22 protein-coding genes are annotated in these 20,377 nt (G+C 57.8%); 4 read left to right on the top strand and 18 right to left on the bottom strand.

The window, feature by feature from the left end:
• Nucleotides 1-30: 30 nt before the first annotated feature.
• Nucleotides 31-1,518 (top strand): hypothetical protein, encoded by a 1,488-nt coding sequence (locus GC177_08425; protein ID MBI1275982.1) that lies wholly within the window; start codon nt 31-33, stop codon nt 1,516-1,518.
• Here the strand turns inward: GC177_08425 and GC177_08420 are convergent.
• From GC177_08420 to coxB, 9 genes are all read right to left on the bottom strand, one after another.
• Entirely contained in the window at nt 1,515-2,837 is a 1,323-nt protein-coding gene (locus GC177_08420; protein ID MBI1275981.1) for an insulinase family protein, read from the bottom strand. The two genes, GC177_08425 and GC177_08420, sit on opposite strands and share 4 nt — an antisense overlap.
• A complete protein-coding gene (locus GC177_08415; protein MBI1275980.1) occupies nt 2,782-4,173 on the bottom strand; it encodes a threonine synthase in 1,392 nt (463 codons plus the stop codon). The genes GC177_08420 and GC177_08415 overlap by 56 nt, the downstream gene beginning before the upstream one ends.
• A complete protein-coding gene (locus GC177_08410; protein MBI1275979.1) occupies nt 4,166-4,891 on the bottom strand; it encodes a hypothetical protein in 726 nt (241 codons plus the stop codon). The genes GC177_08415 and GC177_08410 overlap by 8 nt, the downstream gene beginning before the upstream one ends.
• Before the next feature lie 7 nt (nt 4,892-4,898).
• Nucleotides 4,899-5,267 (bottom strand): DUF983 domain-containing protein, encoded by a 369-nt coding sequence (locus GC177_08405; GenBank protein MBI1275978.1) that lies wholly within the window; start codon nt 5,265-5,267, stop codon nt 4,899-4,901.
• A 21-nt stretch (nt 5,268-5,288) separates the two neighbouring features.
• Nucleotides 5,289-6,110 (bottom strand): cytochrome c oxidase subunit 3, encoded by an 822-nt coding sequence (locus GC177_08400; GenBank protein MBI1275977.1) that lies wholly within the window; start codon nt 6,108-6,110, stop codon nt 5,289-5,291.
• A 38-nt stretch (nt 6,111-6,148) separates the two neighbouring features.
• Nucleotides 6,149-6,703: a cytochrome c oxidase assembly protein gene (locus tag GC177_08395; GenBank protein MBI1275976.1), complete on the bottom strand. Its 555-nt coding sequence runs from the start codon at nt 6,701-6,703 to the stop codon at nt 6,149-6,151.
• A 119-nt stretch (nt 6,704-6,822) separates the two neighbouring features.
• Nucleotides 6,823-7,734: a protoheme IX farnesyltransferase gene (locus GC177_08390; protein MBI1275975.1), complete on the bottom strand. Its 912-nt coding sequence runs from the start codon at nt 7,732-7,734 to the stop codon at nt 6,823-6,825.
• A 6-nt stretch (nt 7,735-7,740) separates the two neighbouring features.
• A complete protein-coding gene (gene ctaD / locus GC177_08385; GenBank protein MBI1275974.1) occupies nt 7,741-9,348 on the bottom strand; it encodes a cytochrome c oxidase subunit I in 1,608 nt (535 codons plus the stop codon).
• A gap of 32 nt (nt 9,349-9,380) precedes the next feature.
• Nucleotides 9,381-10,247 carry a cytochrome c oxidase subunit II gene (coxB, locus tag GC177_08380; protein MBI1275973.1) on the bottom strand — a complete coding sequence of 289 codons (867 nt, stop codon included), beginning with the start codon at nt 10,245-10,247 and terminating at the stop codon, nt 9,381-9,383.
• 90 nt (nt 10,248-10,337) lie between these two features.
• Here coxB and tldD point away from each other — a divergent pair, with 90 nt between their 5' ends.
• The 3 genes from tldD to GC177_08365 all read left to right on the top strand — a co-directional run bounded on the left by tldD (nt 10,338) and on the right by GC177_08365 (nt 13,034).
• Nucleotides 10,338-11,774, top strand: a complete 1,437-nt coding sequence (gene tldD, locus GC177_08375; protein MBI1275972.1) for a metalloprotease TldD — start codon at nt 10,338-10,340, stop codon at nt 11,772-11,774.
• A gap of 303 nt (nt 11,775-12,077) precedes the next feature.
• Nucleotides 12,078-12,509, top strand: coding sequence for a hypothetical protein (locus tag GC177_08370; GenBank protein MBI1275971.1), 432 nt, complete (start codon nt 12,078-12,080; stop codon nt 12,507-12,509).
• Between the two features lie 159 nt (nt 12,510-12,668).
• Nucleotides 12,669-13,034 (top strand): hypothetical protein, encoded by a 366-nt coding sequence (locus GC177_08365; GenBank protein ID MBI1275970.1) that lies wholly within the window; start codon nt 12,669-12,671, stop codon nt 13,032-13,034.
• A gap of 78 nt (nt 13,035-13,112) precedes the next feature.
• On the opposite strand, the gene GC177_08360 is transcribed toward GC177_08365, so the two are convergent.
• The 9 genes from GC177_08360 to GC177_08320 form a co-directional block, all read right to left on the bottom strand.
• Nucleotides 13,113-14,033: an elongation factor Ts gene (locus GC177_08360; protein MBI1275969.1), complete on the bottom strand. Its 921-nt coding sequence runs from the start codon at nt 14,031-14,033 to the stop codon at nt 13,113-13,115.
• Nucleotides 14,034-14,128: 95 nt separating this feature from the next.
• On the bottom strand, nt 14,129-14,995 hold the full coding sequence (gene rpsB / locus GC177_08355; GenBank protein ID MBI1275968.1) for a 30S ribosomal protein S2: 867 nt from the start codon (nt 14,993-14,995) through the stop codon (nt 14,129-14,131).
• A 160-nt stretch (nt 14,996-15,155) separates the two neighbouring features.
• Nucleotides 15,156-15,812, bottom strand: a complete 657-nt coding sequence (locus GC177_08350) for a TIGR00730 family Rossman fold protein (protein ID MBI1275967.1) — start codon at nt 15,810-15,812, stop codon at nt 15,156-15,158.
• Nucleotides 15,722-16,258: an inorganic diphosphatase gene (locus tag GC177_08345; GenBank protein ID MBI1275966.1), complete on the bottom strand. Its 537-nt coding sequence runs from the start codon at nt 16,256-16,258 to the stop codon at nt 15,722-15,724. Before GC177_08345 ends, GC177_08350 begins: the two co-directional genes overlap by 91 nt.
• Nucleotides 16,259-16,362: 104 nt before the next feature.
• Nucleotides 16,363-17,085, bottom strand: coding sequence for a DNA polymerase III subunit epsilon (dnaQ, locus tag GC177_08340; protein MBI1275965.1), 723 nt, complete (start codon nt 17,083-17,085; stop codon nt 16,363-16,365).
• The gene (locus GC177_08335; GenBank protein MBI1275964.1) at nt 17,085-17,669 is read right to left on the bottom strand and encodes a dephospho-CoA kinase; all 585 of its coding nucleotides are present in this window, start codon (nt 17,667-17,669) and stop codon (nt 17,085-17,087) included. The genes dnaQ and GC177_08335 overlap by 1 nt, the downstream gene beginning before the upstream one ends.
• A complete protein-coding gene (locus GC177_08330) occupies nt 17,669-18,562 on the bottom strand; it encodes a shikimate dehydrogenase (GenBank protein MBI1275963.1) in 894 nt (297 codons plus the stop codon). Before GC177_08330 ends, GC177_08335 begins: the two co-directional genes overlap by 1 nt.
• Entirely contained in the window at nt 18,543-19,406 is an 864-nt protein-coding gene (gene ppsR, locus GC177_08325; protein ID MBI1275962.1) for a pyruvate, phosphate dikinase/phosphoenolpyruvate synthase regulator, read from the bottom strand. Before ppsR ends, GC177_08330 begins: the two co-directional genes overlap by 20 nt.
• A gap of 9 nt (nt 19,407-19,415) precedes the next feature.
• A complete protein-coding gene (locus tag GC177_08320) occupies nt 19,416-20,279 on the bottom strand; it encodes a prephenate dehydratase (GenBank protein MBI1275961.1) in 864 nt (287 codons plus the stop codon).
• Between the last annotated feature and the right edge of the window lie 98 nt (nt 20,280-20,377).

Below are 20,377 nucleotides of genomic sequence, written 5' to 3'. Positions count from 1 at the left end.
TTTTGGGCCGTTCATTCTGTTGAGGATATCATGACCGATACCACCCGCTTTACCACCGTTGCCGATGTTCAGGCCGCCATTGCGACAGGCAGGACCGATTTCAGCCATTGCACCTTTTCGTGCGAGTTTAACGGTTCACCCGCCGTCAACTTCTCGGGGCTGAACCTGAGCGATGCGCTGTTTGAGCAGCCGGTTTCCCATAGCCGCTTCAACGGCGCGAACCTGAGCGGGACGGTTTTTGCACAGGCGGTGGATGATTGCGATTTTCAGAGCACCGCGCTTTCCGACACCCGCTTTCGCGGTACGCTGGATAACAGCAACCTCCGCCTGGCAACGCTGGAGCGCGTGGCAATTGACGGGGCTTTCGGCCATAACGACCTGGGCGGCGCCAAACTGACCGACGTTACCTTTTCCGGCGGGGTGGATACCAATGATTTCGGCGGCAGCAAACTGTATCATGTTCAGTTTTTCGGCCCCGTTACGGGCAATAACTTTGCCGTGACCGTGTGGGACAGCGTTGCCTTCAGCAACAGCGTGATCAGCAATAACGAATTCGGCCCGGCCTTCCGCGCGGCAAACACCACCACCAGCAACAGCTTCATGGCGGATAATCATTACGCCCTGCCAAACCTGGAGCGCGACGCCGCGGCGCTGACCACCATCACCGCGCCGTTCAGCGTGACGAAGGATTTCGTCGCCGGTGACTTGCCGACATCGGGTCTGCTTTCGGCTGTCAGCGCGCTTCAGCAAACGCCGCAGGGCGAGCGTTACCTGAATGAGCATACCGTGCAGTATGACCCGGCCACGCAGCAGTTCGCCGTGTATTTTGACGGTATTCACCCGCCTGAAGGAGTGGTGATTCATCTGAGCTATGACGAGGCGCTGGCCTATAACGGCGCACGCGGCTCCATCGGCGCCACGGTGCTGGAAGCCGCCTGGGCCAAGCTAGTGACGGACCCGCAATATAAGGGCGACCTGGCCGCAACGACGCCCTGGCTGCTGGAAAAGGCCGGGCTGATGATTGCGCCGGATAAAGCCGCCCCGCTGATCGACCCGTTCTATGCGCTGACCGGCCACCATGCGGATGCCATCTCGATGGAAAGCCTGCGCGATTATGCGGCACAGCCGGGGCATGAGAACAGCGTTTATACGGCAAGCCGGGGTGTGTTTCTGGGTCAGGAAGGTATTTCGCTGTTCAACAGCCAGGTGAATGACGCCAGCATCGACGGTGTGTGTGAGTTTCCAAATTTCCAGGCGATGAACATCGCGCTGAATGAAGAAGGTATCACCGCCACGGCGCCCTATCAGACCAGCCAGCCGATGGAACTGACGGATGCGCAGGCCGCCAATGTGTTCGACAATGGCCCCATCAACCGTGAGGTTTATGCGTTCGATCTGGACTGGATTGCCGATAAGCTTGCCGATAGCGGCATGAGTTCCGTGGTGGATGCGGATGGCACCCAAGCCGCGCCGGACGCCACGGCCATGAACAGCCGCACCGGCGTGCTCGCACTTTAATTGGCGAAGCGCTTCAGCAGCGACGTTTCATCCGGGCATTTGGCGGTAAGTCCCAGGGCACATACGGTGGGCTTGCTCTTGAGGCATTCGTTCAGCAAAAGACCTACCTCCTCACGCGTGACGGCCATGATGGCGTCGATCACCGTTTGCGGCTGTTTGTAGGTGCCATAATAGAGCATATGTCGGCCAAGTGTTTCCGCCAGGCCGCCAGGGCTTTCAAGCCCCATCAGGATGCCCGCGCGAAGCTGGTTTTTCGCGCGCTGCAGCTCATCCTCGGTAATGGTGGCGGCAAAGCCGCGCAGCTCATCGGCAATGACGGATAAAAGTTCATCGGCATGGTCTTCGCCGCAGGCGGCGTAAACGCCGAGCAGGCCGGTGTCGATGTAGCTGGAAACGAAGGAATTGACGGTATAGCAAAGGCCGCGCTTCTCACGGATTTCCTGAAACAGGCGCGAGGACATGCCGCCGCCAAGCGCCGTGGCCATCACCTGTGCGGCGCGGTAATGCGGGTGATGCACCGATACGGCGTTGTAGCCCACCAGCACATGGCACTGCTCGAAGTCAGCCTCCACCAGTTTTACGCCGCCGCCGTATGCGGCCGTGGGGATGACATTACCCTCCCCTTGCGGCGCGCTGCTGAAATAGCGGCGGGCGATATCCACCAGCTGCTGATGCTCCACCGCACCGGTGGCGATGAGCGCAATGTTTTTCATGCCGTAATAGCGCGTGGTGAAATGCTTGAGCATGTCACGGTCGGCCGTGGTGATAGATTCATTTGTGCCGAGAATGCTGCGGCCGAGCATCTGGCCCGGATAGGCCAGGGCCGTGAACTGATCCAGCACCATGTCTTCCGGTGCATCGTGATGCATGGCGATTTCCTGCAGGATGACCTGGCGTTCGCGCTCCATCTCCTCCTGCACGAAGGTGGAATTGCACATGATGTCGGCCAGGATGTCGGCGGCCAGCGGCAAGTCATGCGGCAGCATGCGCGCATAATAGACCGTGTGTTCCATGGAGGTGTAGGCGTTCAGGTTGCCGCCGATGGCATCGAATTCCTCGGCGATCTGGCGGGCGGAGCGGCGCTCGGTGCCTTTGAAGGCCATGTGCTCCAGAAAATGAGCGATGCCGTGTTCTTTTTCCGTTTCGCTGCGCGCACCCGCATTGACCGCGATGCTGATGGCCACGCTCTGCGCATGCGGCATGGTGATGGTGGCGACGCGCAGGCCGTTTTCCAGAACAGTGGTTTCTTGTTTCATATTCATATCAGGCTGATTTCTGCAGGTAGCCGCGCAGCTTGGCGATGTCGTTTGGCATGACATCGAACCGTTCCTTGCGCGTGGTTAAATCGGACAGGTGGGGCGGCAATGCCGGGTTAAGGCCGATGGCCTTGTGCACGGCATCGGGGAATTTGGCCGGGTGCGCGGTGGCCAGATAGACGGTGGGACCTTGCAGTTTCATCTGGCGGCCCACATGGATGCCAGCCGCCGTATGCGGATCCACCACCATGCCGGTTTGCTGATGCACCTGCTGGATGGTGGCGGCAATATCCTCGTCACCCGCACTGCCTGCGGCCATGCGTTTGCGCAAATAGCTGAGCGGCGCCCCCTTGAGCTGGAAGCCGCCTTCCTCGCGCAGGGCGCGCATCTGTTTGGTGAGCGGCGCGGGGCCGTGGTCGGCCTCCAGCAACAGGCGCTCCAGGTTGCTGGCCACCTGGATATCCATGCTCGGGGCGAGGCTGTGCTCGACGGAACGTGTATGGTAATCGCCCTCGTTCCATAGGCGCGAGAGGATATCGTTGCGGTTGGTTGCGACCACCAGACGACCGAGCGGCAGGCCCATGTGGCGGGCGACATGACCGGCGAAGATATTGCCGAAATTACCCGTGGGCACCACCATGTTCACCGACTGCCATGGACCGCCTAGACGCAGCGCCGCATAGGCATAATAAACGGACTGGGCCATGATGCGGCACCAGTTGATGGAATTGACGGCTGTCAGCCGAAGCTTCTGACGAAATTCGGCATCGGCGAAAAGCTGCTTCACCAGAAATTGACAATCGTCGAAGCTGCCGTCGATGGCGATGTTGTGGATGTTGTCATCCGGCACGGTGGTCATCTGCAGGCGCTGGACATGGCTGATTTTACCATGCGGGTGCAGGATAACGCAGCGGATGTTCGGGTTGCCGCGGCAGGCTTCGATGGCAGCGGAGCCAGTATCGCCCGACGTCGCACCGATGACGGTGACCTGCTGCTGCCTGGTTTCCAGCATGCGGCGCAGGCACTGGCCGAGGAACTGCAGGGCGACGTCCTTGAACGCCAGGGTCGGGCCGTGAAACAGTTCCAGCACCCATTCATCCGCGCTCAGCTGCACCAGCGGCGCAATGGCGGCATGATGAAAGCCGCGATAGGCCTCTTCCACGATTTCATCCAGCTGCGGCAGAAGGCTGCTGCCCTGCATGAAGGGCGTGAGCATGGCGGTGGCCAACGTCTGATAGGGCGCCTGGGAGAGTTTGGTCCATTGCGGGAGGGTGATGTGCGGCCATTTGGAGGGTACATAAAGCCCACCGTCCGGCGCCATGCCCGCCAGCAGCACATCGTCGAAACCGACAGGCTCGGCATCGCCACGCGTGCTGATATAGGTGAGCGGCTTAATCATCGGATTTCGGCCTTTTTTCCAATTGCAGATGATACACGACATAAATCACCGCCAGGGCCAGGGCCAGGCCGAACCATGTCAGGGCATACATGAGATGGTCATTGCGCAGCGTGATTTCCGCCTTGGCCGTCATGGGGTAATTAGCCGCGGGTTCAATGCGCGTGGCATCCACCACCATGGAGGGAACGGACTGCATGCCCAATGCCTCTTTCAGCGCGGGCGCATCGTACCAGAACCACATGTTATCCTTCGGGGTGTTGTTGGGTACAAAAAGCCCCTGAGGCGGCAGGGCGCGCATCATGCCCTCCACCTGGATATGCTCGGGCTTATCGCGCTTGGATTCTTTCATCAAAAAGCTATCGCGCATGGCTTGGGGAATCCAGCCGCGATTGACGAGCACCTCCCCGCCCGAAGGCAATTGCGCGGCGCTGACCACGTTATAACCGAGTGAGCCTTTGTAATATTTGGCGGCAAATGTGGCCGGCGTATGGGCCGGAAGGCTGGCGTCAAAATTCACATGGCGGAAGCGGAAGCGCTCAAGCGGCGTGCGCAGCATGTCGTCGTCCAGGGGCTTGGGCGGGCTGGAGAGCTCCTCGCTCAGATTGGCAAGCAGGGCTTCCTTCCATTGCAGGCGCTGAACCTGCCAGCAGCCCAGCGCAATCACCATGAGCAGGCATGGCACCGTCACGAGGGTCGGTATCAGCTTGGGTTTAAACATGAAAAACCTATGGCTTATTCTTGAAATTTTCAGGCAGGGTTTTGATCTCCAGACCGATCATCGCCGCTTTGACCACCCTTAACAGGTATAGGCCAAGCCCCAGCGTTACAAAAGGCCATAAAAGCGCATGCACCCACAAGGGCGGGGCGAACGCCAGTTCAACCCAGCCAGCCAGAGCAGACACCAACAGGCATAAAAAAGTCATGACAAAGAAAGCCGGGCCATCGCCCGCTTCGTGTTTAGCGAGCGGAAATCCACAAACATCGCAGGTTTTCGCAACGTTCAAAACGCCACTATAGACATGGCCCTTCATGCAGTTGCAGCAGCGAAGCAACAGGGCCGACCTGACGATGCGAGACAGCCCTATCGCTTCCATCTGTGCAACCTATCCGCCCGATCAGGCATTGCCCCAGACATAGACGAACATGAACAGGAAGAGCCAGACCACGTCCACAAAGTGCCAGTACCAGGCGGCGAATTCAAAGCCCAGATGCTGTTCCGGCGTGAAGTGGCCACGGCGGGCGCGCAGCAGGCAAACCAGCAGGAAGATGGTGCCGATCAGCACGTGGAGGCCATGGAAACCGGTGGCCATGTAAAAGGCGGAGGAATAGATGCCGTCTTTGAACTTGAAAACAGCATGATGGTATTCATATGCCTGAACGCTGGTGAAGAAGATGCCGAGCGCCACGGTGCAGGCCAGGCCCTGAATCAGCCCCTTGCGGTCGTTATGTAGAAGCGCATGGTGCGCCCAGGTGACCGTGGTGCCGGAAAGCAGCAGGATCAGCGTGTTCATGAACGGCAGGTGCCAGGGGTCCAGCACTTCCACGCCTTTTGGCGGCCAGACGCCCTTGGCCATGGCCCAGACATCGGTCAACGGTTGGACGGGCATGAGGCTGGCGTTGAAGAAGGCCCAGAAAAAGGCGAAGAAAAACATGATCTCCGAGACGATGAAAAGCGCCATGCCTGCGCGCAAACCGCGACGGACAATGGGAGTATGCGCATGGTCCACCATGCTTTCGCGCACCACATCGCGCCACCAGGTATACATCATGCTGAGGATGGAAATGAGACCGACGCCCATCAACACTTCGCCGAATTTATGCTCATGCATGAAAAGCGCGGTGCCGAGCGTCAGGCTAAGCATGGCAAAGCTCATCAAAATGGGCCAGGGGCTTGGATTTACCAGGTGGAAATCATGCTGTGGTTTGCTGTGGGCCATGGGTCACACTCATAGGTTGGCTAGTTAGCGGGGGTTGGCTAGTTAGCGGGATTTTTATCGGTAGAGGAAAAAAAAGTATAGGATAAAGTCACCGTATCCACGTCCTTCATGTCAGGATCCTTCATAAAATCGGGGTCGATAAAAAAGGAAACGGGCATGGTGGCCTTCTGATGCGGTTGCAGTGGCTGCTTGTTATAACAAAAACATTTAATTTTGTTGAAATAGGCCCCCACTTTTACGGGGGTGACGTTGTAACTCGCCACGCCGTAGGTCATGTGGTCGGATTTATTCTCCACATCGAAAAAAACCAGGCGGTTTTCGCCGATCATCACCTCCACTTCCCTTTTTTCAGGCTTGAAATGCCAGGGAAGACCGGGCGCGACATCGCTGTTGAACTGCACGGTGATTTTACGGTCTTTGACGATGGTGGACGGGATTTTGGTGGCAAACTGGGTGGTGCCGGCAAAGCCGGTTACGCGGCAGAAAATGCGGTAAAGCGGCACCGAGGCATAGGCTAGCAGAAGCATCCCAATCACAATAGCGGTGCAATTAATGGCCAGGTTGCGGTTTCGCCGCCCGATGTCGCCCTTCATGACGCGCTGCCGAGGCGGATCACCGTAATGGCAAAGAACACGGCCATCATCGCCAGCAATATGGCAAGCAGGGCGAAGTTTTTGGCGCGTTGCTTTTTATGTAGCGGGGAAAGCGGCATCTAGGCCCCCACCGCGTAATCCAGCACCATGGCACCGAACAGGCCGAAGAGATAGAGGATGGAAATGCCAAACAGCTTCATGGCATTTTGCGGTGTGCCATGGCGAAGCAGCTTCCATGCGGCCAGCAGCATCCAGCCGTTCAACGGCACACAGGCCGCCAAATAGACCCAGCCGAGCTCGCGAAAATAGAGCGGCGCGGTGGCGATGACGGCCAGCAGCAGCGTGTAGCCCATGATGTAGCGGCGGGTGGTGATTTCCCCCTTCACTACCGGCAGCATGGGGATACCCGCATGTTTATAGTCATCATGGCGGTAGAGGGAGAGCGCCCAGAAATGCGGCGGCGTCCAAAAGAAAATGATGGCCACCATCAACCAGGGCAGCAAGGCCATTTCACCGGTGACTGCCATCCAGCCGATGAGCGGCGGAAGCGCGCCAGCGATGCCGCCGATGACGATATTCTGGTGCGTGCGGGGCTTCAGGAACATGGTGTAAAGCCAGCAATAGGAAAGAATGGCGGCCAGCAGGCAAAAAGCAGCCGGCCAGTTGGCCACCATGCCGAGGATCATGACGGAAAAGAGATTCAGAAAAATGGAAAAGCTGAGTGCGTCATCCGGCTGGATGCGGCCGCCGGGAATGGGGCGGTTTTTCGTGCGCTGCATCAGGGCGTCCGTGCGGCGCTCGTACCACATGTTATAAGCGCCACTGGCGCCGGTGGCCATGGCGATGCACAGCACGACCATGAAGGCGCGGAAAGGATGAAGATTACCCGGCGCGAGCCACATGCCCACCGCCCCGCAGAATACCACAAGCGTCATGACGCGGGGTTTCAACAGCTGCCAGAAATCACGAAGGGAGGAAGATGGCGTCGCCGCCACTTCCTCCACATCTTTCCATGCGATGACGTGGGTCATTTTTCCCTATTTGATCACCGGGAGTTTTTCAAACGTATGGAATGGCGGCGGTGAAGGAAGCGTCCATTCCAGCGTGGTGGCACCTTCGCCCCAGGGGTTGTTGCCCGCAGGCTTGCCGTAGCGAAGCGTGTGGAACACCACAAAGAGGAAGAAGATGGCACCGAAGCCCGCGATGGCCGCGCCGATGGAGGCGACCATGTTCCAACCCGCAAACGCATCCGGATAATCCGGAATACGGCGCGGCATACCTGCAAGGCCGAGGAAGTGCATGGGGAAGAAGGTAACGTTCACGCCGATGAAGGTGATCCAGAAATGGATTTTGCCCAGCGTTTCGTTGTACTGGCGGCCGGAGATTTTGCCGATCCAGTAATAGAAGCCCGCAAACACGGCAAAGAGCGCGCCGAGCGACATGGTGTAGTGGAAGTGGGCTACGACGTAGTAGGTATCCTGCATGGAGACGTCCATGGCCGCATTGGCCAGCACCACGCCGGTGACGCCGCCCACGGTGAACAGGAAGATGAAGCCGACAGCAAACAGCATCGGCGTGGTGAAGCGAATGGAGCCGCCCCACATGGTGGCGATCCAGCTGAACACCTTGATGCCGGTGGGCACAGCGATGGCCATGGTTGCGATGGTGAAGTACGCGCGGGTATCCACATCCAGCCCCACGGTGAACATGTGGTGAGCCCATACGATGAAGCCCAGCACGCCGATGGCGCTCATGGCGTAGACCATGCCCAGATAGCCGAAAATCGGCTTGCGGGAGAAGGTGGAAACTATCTCGCTCATGATGCCGAAGCCGGGTAGAATCAGAATGTATACTTCCGGGTGGCCGAAGAACCAGAACAGGTGCTGGAACAGAACCGGATCACCGCCGCCAGCGGGGTTGAAGAAGGAGGTGCCGAAGTTACGGTCGGTCAGCAGCATGGTGATGGCGCCGCCGAGAACGGGTACCGCCAGCAACAGCAGGAAGGCCGTAACCAGGATGGACCAGGCGAAAAGCGGCATTTTGTGCAGCGACATGCCGGGTGCGCGCATGTTGAATATGGTCACCAGGAAGTTGATGGCGCCGAGAATGGAGGAAATACCGGCCAGGTGGAGCGCGAAAATGCCCATGTCTACCGACATGCCGGGGTGTGAGCCGGGCATGCTGAGGGGCGGATAGACAGTCCATCCGGTGCCGACGCCCTCGCCCACCATGGAGGAGGCGACGAGCAGCCCAAGCGCGGGCACCAGCAGCCAGAAGCTGATATTGTTCATGCGTGGAAAGGCCATGTCCGGCGCGCCGATCATAAGCGGCACAAACCAGTTGCCGAACCCGCCGATGAGCGCGGGCATGATGAGGAAGAACACCATGATGAAGGCGTGTGCCGTGACCATGACGTTGTAAAACTGGTAATTGCCGTTGGTGAACTGGTCGCCCGGCTGGGCCAGTTCGGCGCGCAGATACATGGACATGGCGCCGCCGATAAGGCCCGCGATGCATGCGAAGATGATGTAGAGCGTGCCGATATCCTTGTGGTTGGTGGATAGCAGCCAGCGACGCCAGCCCGTGGGGGCATGGTCGTGCGCATCATGCGCATGGTTGGCGGAGGCGTTTTTCTTCGTGGCCATAGATCAAAGTCCTGAATAGGAAGTTGGCTTGATTATTGAGCGGAAGCAAGGGTGGACGCAGCGGGCGCATTGTCCTGGCTGATGGCGAATTTGGTTTTCGCTTCAGCCACCCATGCGGCGAATTTCTCCTTGGAAACGACATCGATCACGATCGGCATGAAGCCGTGATCCTTGCCGCAAAGCTCCGAGCACTGGCCGCGGTACGTGCCTTCACGCGTGGCGCGGAACCAGGTCTCGTTAAGCTTGCCGGGAATGGCGTCGCGCTTCACGCCGAAGGCGGGCATGGCGAAGCTGTGGTTCACATCCGCCCCCGTGACCAGCACGCGAACGCTCGTATCCACGGGAATGACCAGGCGGTTATCGACTTCCAGCAGGCGAATCTGTCCTTTGGCGGGGTCGGCATCGCGGTTGATGTAGCTGTCGAAGCCGATCTGCTGATCGGGGTATTCGTAGTGCCAGTACCATTGATAGCCGACGACCTTCAGCGTCATGTCGGCATGCTCGGTCTTGTCCATGTAATAGAGGGTGCGCAGCGCGGGAATGGTGATGATCACCAGGATGAGCACCGGGATGGTGGTCCAGACGATTTCCAGCATGGTGTTGTGCGAATTTTTGCTCGGCACCGGGTTGCGCTTGGCGCTGAAACGCCAGCAGGTGTAGCCGAGAAGGCCCATCACGAACACGCTGATGCAGGTGATGATGACCAGCAGCTCGTTATGCATGCCATTGAGCATTTCCATCACCGGGGTGGCAGGCACTTGAAAATCAAGCTGCCACGGAACCGGATGACCGTCTCCCCTGCCGGGAAGCTCAAACGCCATTGCGGGATTCGCCAGCAGTAGCGTGGCGATAACGGATTGTACTATATAAAGTATTTTGCGTACCATGTGGCCTTCCATTTCGCTACATGTAGATTTTTTCGCAGCTCGCTTGCGTTTTTATAGAGCTTGTCCGTATATTTCAACTGATTTTCCTTATGCGATTCATATATGGCCGACCATTTCAGCATTTTATCGGAGCAGCTGCTGCACCCTAACCATCTGGGACAGGAAGAGCTTGCGCGCTTTACCAACGAGGCGCTGCACGGGCTGGACGACGGTGAATTATTCCTTGAAAAACTCTATTCCGAGCAGCTGGCCTGGGATGACGGGCGCCTGAGGCAGGCCTCGCAGAACAGCTCCAGCGGGTTCGGCCTGCGGGGTATTCTGGATGAGACGGTGGCCTATGCGCATAGTTCGCGCCTGGATATGCCAAGTTTGAAACGGGCGGCGGAAACCATCTCGCTTCTGAAAGGCAACCATGCGGCACATGCGGATGTGGGCGAACAGCCCGCCCATGCCCCGCTTTACACCGAGGCCAACCCGATCGGCCAGGTGCCGCAGGCGGAGAAGATCGCCCTGCTGCAGAGCATCGATCAGTATGTGCGCCGCAAGGATAACCGCGTGCGGCAGGTGAGCGTGAGCATCTACAGCGAATGGCAGGTGGTGGGCATTCTGCGCAGCGACGGCGTGTGGGCGACCGATGTGCGCCCGCTGGTGCGGCTGAATGTGAGCGTGGTGGTGGAACAGGACGGCAGGCTGGAACGGGGGAGCGCCGGCGCGGGCGGACGCTTCGGGTTTGACCGGTATATGCAGCCGCATGAATGGCAAAAAATCGCCGATGACGCGCTGCGTCAGTCCCTGATTAACCTGGACGCGATTGCCGCGCCCGCGGGGGAATATAATGTGGTGCTTGGGCCGGGCTGGCCCGGCGTGCTGCTGCATGAGGCCATCGGGCACGGGCTGGAGGGCGATTTCAACCGCAAGCAGACCTCGGCCTTCCATAACAAGGTGGGCACACGCGTGGCGGCCAAGGGGGTTACCATTGTGGATGACGGCACCCTGCCCGACCGGCGTGGCTCCATCACCATTGACGACGAGGGCACACCGAGCGGCTGCACCACCCTGATTGAGGATGGTATTTTAAAAGGCTTCATCCATGACCGGATGAATGCGCGGCTGATGGGACAAAAACCTACCGGCAACGGGCGACGCGAAAGCTACGCCTGCGCGCCGATGCCGCGCATGACCAATACCTATATGCTCGGAGGCGAGCAAACGCCGGAGGAAATCATCCAAGGCGTGAAACGCGGCATTTATGCCCCTTATTTTGGTGGCGGCCAGGTGGATATCACCTCGGGCAAATTCGTGTTTTCGGCATCGGAGGCCTACCTGATCGAGGATGGGCGCCTCACCTCCCCCATCAAAGGGGCTACCCTTATCGGCAACGGACCGGATGTGCTGACGCGCATCACCGCCATTGGCAACGATGCCCGCCTGGATGACGGCATCGGCACCTGCGGAAAAGCCGGGCAGAGCGTGCCGGTAGGGGTGGGGCAGCCGACACTGCGCATCGACGGGTTGACCGTGGGTGGAACGGCGGCATGAACAGGGGCGCTTTTTCGCTTATTTCTTCTTCCCGTTCTGTTTTCAGCTCCATCTGTGTGAAAACCAGCCTCAGAAATATCAAATGCTTAGTTTTTACGCTTTTTAAGCTCGTTTTAAATCTCTCTAAAATTCAATCGCTAATGAAAAAATCTATCAAATCGCTACAGGTAGTCTTATCTGTCATGGAACCGTCATATCGGCGGTGTAATAATTAGACATCGAAGGTAGCAATGAGCGAATTAACCATTGTTAAGCCTATCGGTGCTAAATTAACGTTTAGACAGGGACCTTACGGGGATATACATGGCGTTTGATTCCGATAAATATATCAACGAAATCATGAACGACGAATTCAACAATTCGGACCCCGAAACCCGCCTGCGTGACTATTTTGCCGAAGTGGAAAGCGTGCAGACCGTGGAGCATGAAGGCGCCACCCTGTTCATGCTGAACCCGCAGCAGTTTGAACAGAACCCCGATATGGCTGATATTGAACTGCCGGAACATGCGGATAAGTTCCAGCAGATTTTCGGCGACATGATGCTGGCGATGCAAAGCCAGCCGGAAATGACCCTGGCCGAAATGACCCAGCGCGGCCTGATGAATGAAATGACCAATGTTGGCGACAAAGCCAAAAATGCGCTACAGGTTGCCTTCCATGCATCCCAGAAGCTGATGGAAAAGCTGCAAATTGCCAATCTTGCTTCCAAGGCAAATCAGGGTTTCTCCAGGTAATTTCAAGGAAATTTGAGAAAATAGGCCGCAATGCGGCCTATTTTTTTGCTTTTTCGCATGGTATGCTTATAGAAGAAGCCATAAATCCCCATGATATAGCGCAGGTTAAGGCATCGTTAAGCTTGCTGTTCTATGGGTTGGTGGTTCGAGTAAGGCAGCATGACAAACAACAGCTGGGTAGCCAAGGCAATTGGGTTTCGGGCAGATTTGCCCGCCGCCAACGTGCCACCGCATGAGGAAGTGGTGCTGCTTTTGCAGGCCAGCAATCATTTTGGCGACATGATTTTCTGCTACCTCAAACTTCCATTTGAAAAATACAGTGAGCTGAAAGAAAAGATCGCCAATGCCGATGTGGTGGACCCGCGTGCCTATGGCACGATCGTCGCGGCTGGGCTGGGTAAACCTTCAGAAGAATTGCAGCAGGAAGTGGCGAAGGAACTGGGCATCGTTTCGGTGAACCTGGTGGGCAGCGAACCGACGCCGGACCGTTTCAATGTCGAGGACGTGGACGATTATCCCTTCTAGTTACCATTTCTAATCCGCCATTCAGGCATAAAAAAAGCCCGCTGTTTCCAGCGGGCTTTTCTGTTTTATCGGGACCGATTAGGCACCAGCGGCTTTGCGGACTTCCTCGGCAAAGTCGGAGGTTTCCTTCTCGATGCCATCGCCCAGCTGGAAGCGGACGAAGCCGGTCAGCTTCACCGGAGCGCCAACGGTGGCTTCGGATTGCTTGACCACATCGGAGATCTTGGTCTTGCCGTCGATCACGAAGACCTGCTCGAGCAGACATACTTCTTCGTAATATTTGCGGATACGACCTTCGATCATCTTTTCGATGATGTTGGCGGGCTTGCCGGAGGCGGCTGCCTGCTCGGAGAATATCTGCTTTTCACGCTCGATCAGCTCTTGCGACAGGCTTCCCGAATCCAGGGATTCCGGTTTGGCGGCAGCGATGTGCATGGCGATCTGGCGGCCGATCTCGTTCAGCTTATCCGCATTGCCGGTGCTTTCCAGACCGACCAGGATGCCGATTTTGCCGAGGCCCGGCTTTACCGCGCTGTGGACATAGGTGGCCACCACACCGGTGCCGACTTCAAGGAAGGCTACGCGGCGGAGGTTCATGTTCTCGCCAATGCTGGCCACGTGCTGGACGATCTCATCCTGCACGCTGCGGCCGGTATTGGGGTAAGCGGCGGAAAGGGTCGCTTCCAGCGTCTTCTGCTGAAGGGCCACTTTGGCGATGTTTTCCACGAGGGCCTGGAACTGGTCGTTACGGCCAACGAAGTCCGTTTCGGAGTTCAGTTCGACCACGGCGGCCTTGTTGCCGGCGGAGGCAACGGCCACGAGGCCTTCAGCGGCCACGCGGGAGGCTTTCTTGGCGGCAGCGGCCAGACCTTTTTTGCGCAGCCAGTCAACGGCGGCTTCCATATCGCCACCGTTCTCATCGAGCGCGCGTTTGCAATCCATCATGCCAGCGCCGGAACGCTCGCGAAGTTCTTTAATCAGTGCAGGTGATGCGGACATAACGATCCCCATGGTGTGAAACTCCTAAAAATACTGGGCCAAAATTATTTGGCCTAAGATAGGTCCCCGGAGGGACCTATACAAGGTAGGCGAAATTAGGCGGAAGCGGCCTTCTTCTCGTCCTCGGCTACCGTTTCATTCGCGGCAGCTTTCGGCTTGGCGGGAGCGCGCTTACGGGCAGCAGGCTTGGCCGCGCCTTTTTTGCCTTCGCCTTCGGCACCAAAGCCTTCCGGCAGGTTCTCGGCTTCGCCGATATCCACGCCGGAGCGGATCATGCCCGCTTCGATACCGGCCAGGGCGGAATCAGCCACCAGGCGGCAGTAGGTCTCAATGGCGCGGGCGGAGTCGTCGTTGCCCGGAACCGGATAGGTCACGCCGTCCGGATCGGAGTTGCTGTCGAGGATGGCGATCACGGGGATGCCAAGGCGGGCGGCTTCTTTCAGCGCGATGGATTCCTTGTTGGTATCGATCACGAAGATGATGTCCGGCAGGCCGCCCATATCACGGATACCGCCAAGGGTCTTGTCCAGGGACTCGCGCTCGCGCTCAAGCTGGAGCATTTCCTTTTTGGTGAAGCCGGTCTGCTCCTGGGTCATGATCGTTTCGATCTCGCGCAGGCGCTTAATGGAGTGGGAGATGGTCTTCCAGTTGGTGAGCATGCCGCCGAGCCAGCGGTGGTTCACGTAATATTGACCGCTGCGCCTGGCATGCTCGGCCACGATGGTTTGCGCCTGGCGCTTGGTGCCGACAAACAGCACGCGGCCGTTGCGGGACACGACGTCGTTGACGGCCTTCAGGGCGCGCTTCAGCATCGGGTAGGTCTGCTGGAGATCGATGATGTGGATATCGTGACGGATACCGAAGAGGAACGGCGCCATTTTCGGGTTCCAGCGCTTGGTCTTGTGACCGAAGTGAACGCCGGCTTCCATCAGTTCCCGGATGGTGAAATCTACTTGAGCCATGGTAAAATCCTTTTCCTGTTTGGCCGCCGCAGCGTCTAGCGAACCTTGAAGATCCACAGGAAATGACACTGCGTGAGTTATACGAAACCGCCGGATGACGGCTTCGGGAGGCTGGCTATAGCCCAGCCCCCTTGAAAACGCAAGTGTTAACGCAGGATTTTTAGAGGTTTTTGCCGAAAATGGCGGGCAAAATGCCTTCCAGCTCGTTCACCACGTTGTAGCAGGTGCTGGTGTGGGCCGGGGCGAAGCCTTCCTTCATGATGTTTTCGGTCAGCTTAACCCAATGATCCCAATAACCTTTGTGGTTGTAGATGATGATGGGGCGATCGTGGAAGCCGAGCTGACGCCAGGTGATCATCTCAAACAGCTCATCCAGCGTGCCGAAACCGCCCGGCAGTGCCAGAAAGCCGTCGGAAAAATCGAACATCATCTTTTTGCGTTCGTGCATACCGGACACCACGTAGATTTCCGTCAGCGCGCTGTGCTCGGCCTCAAGACCGCGAAGCTCTTCCGGAAACACGCCGATGACGCGCCCGCCGTTGGTGAGTACGGAGTTGGCTACCGCGCCCATCATGCCGGAATTACCGCCGCCATAGACGAGTGTGATATCGTTATCCACCAGGAGTTTGCCGAAGGCCCGGCCTGCTTCCAGATAATGATCGGGAACCCGGTTTTGAGCCCCGCAATACACGCAAACCGCGCGTTTTCTTGCCATATGTGTTTTCCTTAGGCCGCTTTGGATGTTGCACGTTTCAGGCTGTCGGTAATCAGGTCGGCTGCCGTTTCGGCATCTTTCCAGCCAATTACCTTGACCCATTTATTCTTTTCCAGATCTTTGTAATGCTCAAAGAAATGGGCGATCTGGTCCAGCAGGATTTTGGGCAGATCGGTGTAGTTTTTCACGTTTTCATAAAATGGGATCATCTTGTTGACGGGAACGGCGAGGATTTTCTCATCCTGGCCGGACTCATCCTCCATCAGCAGCACACCGACGGGGCGGCTGCGCAGCACAGAGCAGGGCTGAACGGGGAATGGGGAAACCACGAGCACATCTGCCGGGTCGCCATCGCCAGAGAGGCTGTGCGGGATGAAGCCGTAATTGCAGGGGTAATACATGGCGGTGTGCAGGAAGCGATCCACAAACAGCGCACCGGAATCCTTGTCGATTTCGTATTTAATGGGGGAGACGCCCATCGGCACTTCGATAATGACGTTGATGTCCCAGGGGGCGTCCTTGCCCGGCGAAATCTTGCTGATATCCATGATTCAAGCCTACAGAATATTGATTAATGAAGGGTGACTTATAACGCCAAGGGGGGTGGTGTAAAGGCCATTGCTTATGCTGCGATGCAGCAAGCCGTGTTTTATCAGGCGCTTTGGCTTTCCTGCGGGAAGTAATCCAACCATATGGCCTGTTTCACCCCTTTGATGAAAGCCAGGTGGTTGGCCTTTTCCTCTTCGGTTGGCTCTATCACGATGATGCTGGTTGCCATCGCCGCCATGTCCGCCGCGGGGATGTAGAGCATGGGATCGGCCGCGTTGCCGGTTTCATCCTGCCAGAGGCTGTTCTGTTTGCCGCCGGTGAGTTCCAGGTAGATATCGGCCAGCAGTTCAGCATCCAAAAGCGCGCCGTGATAGACGCGTTTGCCCAGGTCGATGTTGAAGCGTTTGCAGAGCGCATCCAGGCTGGAAGGCGAACCGGGGAACATGCGCTTGGCCATCATCAGCGTATCGATGGCACGCATGCCGGGTAACGGCGGATGTTTGGCGTTGATGAGCTCCGCGTTCAAAAATTTCATGTCGAAGGCGGCATTGTGAATCACCAGCGGCGCGTTGCCGATGAAGGAAACGAATTCCTTGACCACCTGTTTGAAGGTGGGCTTGTCTTTGAGGAAATCGCTGCTCAGTCCGTGGATGCGCTGGGCTTCCTCCGGCATGTCTCGCTGGGGGTTGAGGTATTTATGAAAGGTATTGCCGGTGCGGATGCCGTCTATCATCTCCACACAGCCGATCTCGACGATGCGGTGGCCCTCCTCCGGCTCCAGACCCGTGGTTTCCGTATCGAGGGCGATTTCCCTTTTGCCACGCATTAGAGGATTTCCTTCAAGAAGCTCTGCAACTGCCTGCGAGTGTAGCCTATCCCCAGCGAGGTGTGAAGATGGCGCGTGGCGTGTTTTTTCTTGATGTGGTTCGGCAGCTGGCTGGCGCGGATGGCGGCGAATTTTTCGCGCGTCATCCCGGGGCGTTTCAGCACGCGGCGCTCCTGAATGAAGGCGGGGGAATGAACAACCCAGACCTCGTCCATGTCGGCCTCCCTGCCCGTTTCAAACAGAAGCGGGATGTCGAGCACGACGAGTTTTTTCTTTTCGCGCCGGGCGCGGTTGAGGAAAGCATTCTGCATTTGCCATACCAGAGGATGCAGGATGGATTCCAACTGGCGGCGAAGGTCCGGATTGCCGAACACGGCGCGGCCGAGCTTTTGACGGTCGATACGGCCATCCACCAGCACATCCTTGAAATGCTCCGACACGGGGCGCACGCCGGGGCCGCCTTTTTCCAGCAGCGCGTGCACGGCTTCATCGCTGCAGAAAACGGGAACGCCCATTTGCCGCAACATGGCGGCCACGGTGCTTTTGCCCATGCCGATGGAACCGGTGAGGCCGATGATCTTCATCAGCTAAGCCTTGAGGCCAGAATAACCTTGATGGCCTCATCCACCTTGGGGTCGATGCCGAACCAGCGCTGAAAGGCCGCCCTGCCCTGATGGATAAGCATGCCGAGGCCGCTGACGGTGAGGTGGCCGTTCTGGCGTGCCTTGCGCAGCAGGTCGGTTTCCAACGGGTTATAGACGGCATCCATCACCATGGCGGATGGCTTGAGGTTGCGCACGTCGATTTCCAGCGGCAGTTCGTGCAGCATGCCAAGCGAGGTGGTGTTGACCAGCAGATCGACTTCCCTGTGCTGCGCATCCTGCTCCTCCCATGGCAGCGCCGTTACTTTTTTGCCGAAGCGCTGGGCGATGGCTTCGGCTTTCTCAAAGGTACGGTTGGCGACATAGATAGTGTTGATTTTAGCGCGCTGCAACTCGTGCACGATGGCATGGGTGGCGCCGCCCGCGCCGAGAATCAGGGCCGTTTTTACCTGCTTTTCCCAGCGGGGCATGGCTTCCGACATGGCAACGCGAAAGCCGAAACCATCGGTGTTGGCACCGAGTATTTTGCCGTTATCCTTGAAGATAACCGTGTTCACCGCGCCGATTTGCTCGGCCTCCGGTTCCACCTCATCAAGCAGCGGCATAACCAGCTCCTTGTAGGGAATGGTGATGTTGACGCCGCAAAATCCGAGCTTGGGCAGTTCACGAAAGACGGATTCGAAATGTTGCGGCTTGATGGCCAGCGGCACGTAAGCGGCATCAATGCCATGGCGGGCCAACCAATAGCCATGCATGGCGGGTGAGAGCGAATGGCCGATGGGATCCCCAATCACGCCGGCGAGTTTCGCCATGCCGGAAATCAGGTGATTGCCGCAGGAATAAGGCTTTGCGCCGTCAGCCTGGATGAGCGCCATGTTCGTTCTCCTTGTTTTCGTTCTTTTCTTTCTTTTCGTGGTACAGCTTCAAGATGGTGGCGGCGGTTTCCTCCACCGAGCGGCGGGTGACATCGATTACCGGCCAGCGCTGCTTGGTGAACAGGCGGCGGGCGGCGGCCATCTCCTCTTTCACCTGCTCGATATCCACGTAGTCCGTATTCTCATGCTCGTGCAATGAGAGCAGACGGTTTTTACGGATCTGCACGAGGTTTTCCGGGTTGATGGTAAGGCCGACAATGAAGGCGCGTTTCAGTTCAAACAGCTTATCGGGCAGCGGAATATTGGGGACGAAGGGTACGTTGGCGGCCTTGTAGCCCCGGTAGGACAGGTAGATGCAGGTGGGTGTCTTGGATGTGCGCGACGGGCCGACCAGCACGATATCCGCCTGGTCGAGATGGTCGGCATGCTGGCCGTCATCATGCACGAGCGAATAGTTGATGGCTTCCATGCGGGAAAAATATTCTTCATCGAGGATATATTGCCGCCCCGGCATGGCGCTGGTTTCGATATTGAGGTAGGCGGAGATCTCTTTCACCACGCGGGAGATGATGGGGATGCAGGGGACATTGAGCTCCACGCAGGCTTCGTTGAGCGCCTGGCTGAGGCCGCCATCCACCAGGGTATAAATAACCACGCCGGGGTTGGCGGCGACGCTGTCGATGGCCTTTTGCATCTGGCTGCGGCTGCGCACCAAAGGCCAGTGATGCTCGATGGCATGCACGTTGTTGAACTGCACCACGCTGGCGCGGGCGACGCTGGCAGCCGTCTCCCCCGTTGAATCCGAGATAAGGTGCAGGTGGAGAATGGTGGGGCCGCCGCTCATGATGCCGCCTTACTTGAAGCGACGCGGATCGGCCGGGTACACGCCGAGCACGTCCACCTTTTTGCAGAAGAAGCCAAGCTCCTCCAGTGCCAGCTGCACGCCGCGCCGGCGCGGGTGGCCTTCAAAGGTGATGAAAAACTGAGCAGCATCCTGCGAGGTGAAGGAAATGTAGCTTTCCAGCTTCAGGATGTTGATGTTGTTGGTGGCGAACCCGCCCAGCGCCTTGAACAGGGCGGAGGGAACGTTGCGGACGGTGAAGAGGAGCGTCATCAGCACTTTGCCGTCCTCGGGGTTGGGGTCCACCGGCTCACGCGAGATGCAGACGAAGAGGGTGGTGTTGTCCTTGGAATCCTCGATATTGGGCTGGAGGACTTCCAGGCCGTAAAGCTCTGCCGCGAGGGGGGATGCGATGGCGGCCTTGGTGGGGTCGTTCCATTTGGCGACATCGGAGGCGGCCTGGGCGGTGTTGGAATATTCCATGCGGTTGTTGATGCCTAGCTTGCGGAGGCTCTCACGGCATTGCAGCAGGCCCTGGGGGTGGGAATAGACCTCTTTCACCCCCTTGGCGGTGGCGCCCTTCACCCCAAGCAGGTGGTGCTGGATGGGCTGGAAGGTCTCATTGACGAAATGCAGCTTGGTTTTGGGCAGGATGGTGTGTATTTCCGCCACGCGGCCCGCCTGGGAGTTTTCGATGGGGATAAGGCCGTAGAGGGCATCGCCGGTCTGTACGGCGGTGAAAACATCGTCAAATGTCGGGCAGGCCAGGGTTTCCATGTAAGGATAGGCACGGCGGCAGGCCATGTCCGAATGGGCGCCCGGTAGGCCCTGAAAGGCAATTTTTTCAAGCCCGTTATTGGATTTTTGTGGTGACATGCTTATCTCTCGTTTAGAAGGCCATATACCGTATAACCGTCATGTTCGCCGGGCACTCTACGGAGAGCCTTGAGAAAAAACAACTGCTAGCATCTTTT

The sequence above is a fragment of the bacterium genome (assembly GCA_016124905.1).
Taxonomy (GTDB): domain Bacteria; phylum Pseudomonadota; class Alphaproteobacteria; order Rickettsiales; family RI-342; genus RI-342.
Note: the sequence above shows the minus strand (reverse complement) of the source record. Positions and strands in the feature narration are given on the sequence as shown.

Excerpts from the sequence above, each read along its gene's own strand:
- GC177_08425 (MBI1275982.1), top strand. The coding sequence starts at position 31 with ATGACCGATACCACCCGCTTTACCACCGTTGCCGATGTTCAGGCCGCC.
- GC177_08420 (MBI1275981.1), bottom strand. The coding sequence starts at position 2,837 with ATGTCATGCCAAACGACATCGCCAAGCTGCGCGGCTACCTGCAGAAAT.
- GC177_08415 (MBI1275980.1), bottom strand. The coding sequence starts at position 4,173 with ATGATTAAGCCGCTCACCTATATCAGCACGCGTGGCGATGCCGAGCCT.
- GC177_08410 (MBI1275979.1), bottom strand. The coding sequence starts at position 4,891 with ATGTTTAAACCCAAGCTGATACCGACCCTCGTGACGGTGCCATGCCTG.
- GC177_08405 (MBI1275978.1), bottom strand. The coding sequence starts at position 5,267 with ATGGAAGCGATAGGGCTGTCTCGCATCGTCAGGTCGGCCCTGTTGCTT.
- GC177_08400 (MBI1275977.1), bottom strand. The coding sequence starts at position 6,110 with ATGGCCCACAGCAAACCACAGCATGATTTCCACCTGGTAAATCCAAGC.
- GC177_08395 (MBI1275976.1), bottom strand. The coding sequence starts at position 6,703 with ATGAAGGGCGACATCGGGCGGCGAAACCGCAACCTGGCCATTAATTGC.
- GC177_08390 (MBI1275975.1), bottom strand. The coding sequence starts at position 7,734 with ATGACCCACGTCATCGCATGGAAAGATGTGGAGGAAGTGGCGGCGACG.
- ctaD (MBI1275974.1), bottom strand. The coding sequence starts at position 9,348 with ATGGCCACGAAGAAAAACGCCTCCGCCAACCATGCGCATGATGCGCAC.
- coxB (MBI1275973.1), bottom strand. The coding sequence starts at position 10,247 with ATGGAAGGCCACATGGTACGCAAAATACTTTATATAGTACAATCCGTT.
- tldD (MBI1275972.1), top strand. The coding sequence starts at position 10,338 with ATGGCCGACCATTTCAGCATTTTATCGGAGCAGCTGCTGCACCCTAAC.
- GC177_08370 (MBI1275971.1), top strand. The coding sequence starts at position 12,078 with ATGGCGTTTGATTCCGATAAATATATCAACGAAATCATGAACGACGAA.
- GC177_08365 (MBI1275970.1), top strand. The coding sequence starts at position 12,669 with ATGACAAACAACAGCTGGGTAGCCAAGGCAATTGGGTTTCGGGCAGAT.
- GC177_08360 (MBI1275969.1), bottom strand. The coding sequence starts at position 14,033 with ATGTCCGCATCACCTGCACTGATTAAAGAACTTCGCGAGCGTTCCGGC.
- rpsB (MBI1275968.1), bottom strand. The coding sequence starts at position 14,995 with ATGGCTCAAGTAGATTTCACCATCCGGGAACTGATGGAAGCCGGCGTT.
- GC177_08350 (MBI1275967.1), bottom strand. The coding sequence starts at position 15,812 with ATGGGTCAAGGTAATTGGCTGGAAAGATGCCGAAACGGCAGCCGACCT.
- GC177_08345 (MBI1275966.1), bottom strand. The coding sequence starts at position 16,258 with ATGGATATCAGCAAGATTTCGCCGGGCAAGGACGCCCCCTGGGACATC.
- dnaQ (MBI1275965.1), bottom strand. The coding sequence starts at position 17,085 with ATGCGTGGCAAAAGGGAAATCGCCCTCGATACGGAAACCACGGGTCTG.
- GC177_08335 (MBI1275964.1), bottom strand. The coding sequence starts at position 17,669 with ATGAAGATCATCGGCCTCACCGGTTCCATCGGCATGGGCAAAAGCACC.
- GC177_08330 (MBI1275963.1), bottom strand. The coding sequence starts at position 18,562 with ATGGCGCTCATCCAGGCTGACGGCGCAAAGCCTTATTCCTGCGGCAAT.
- ppsR (MBI1275962.1), bottom strand. The coding sequence starts at position 19,406 with ATGAGCGGCGGCCCCACCATTCTCCACCTGCACCTTATCTCGGATTCA.
- GC177_08320 (MBI1275961.1), bottom strand. The coding sequence starts at position 20,279 with ATGTCACCACAAAAATCCAATAACGGGCTTGAAAAAATTGCCTTTCAG.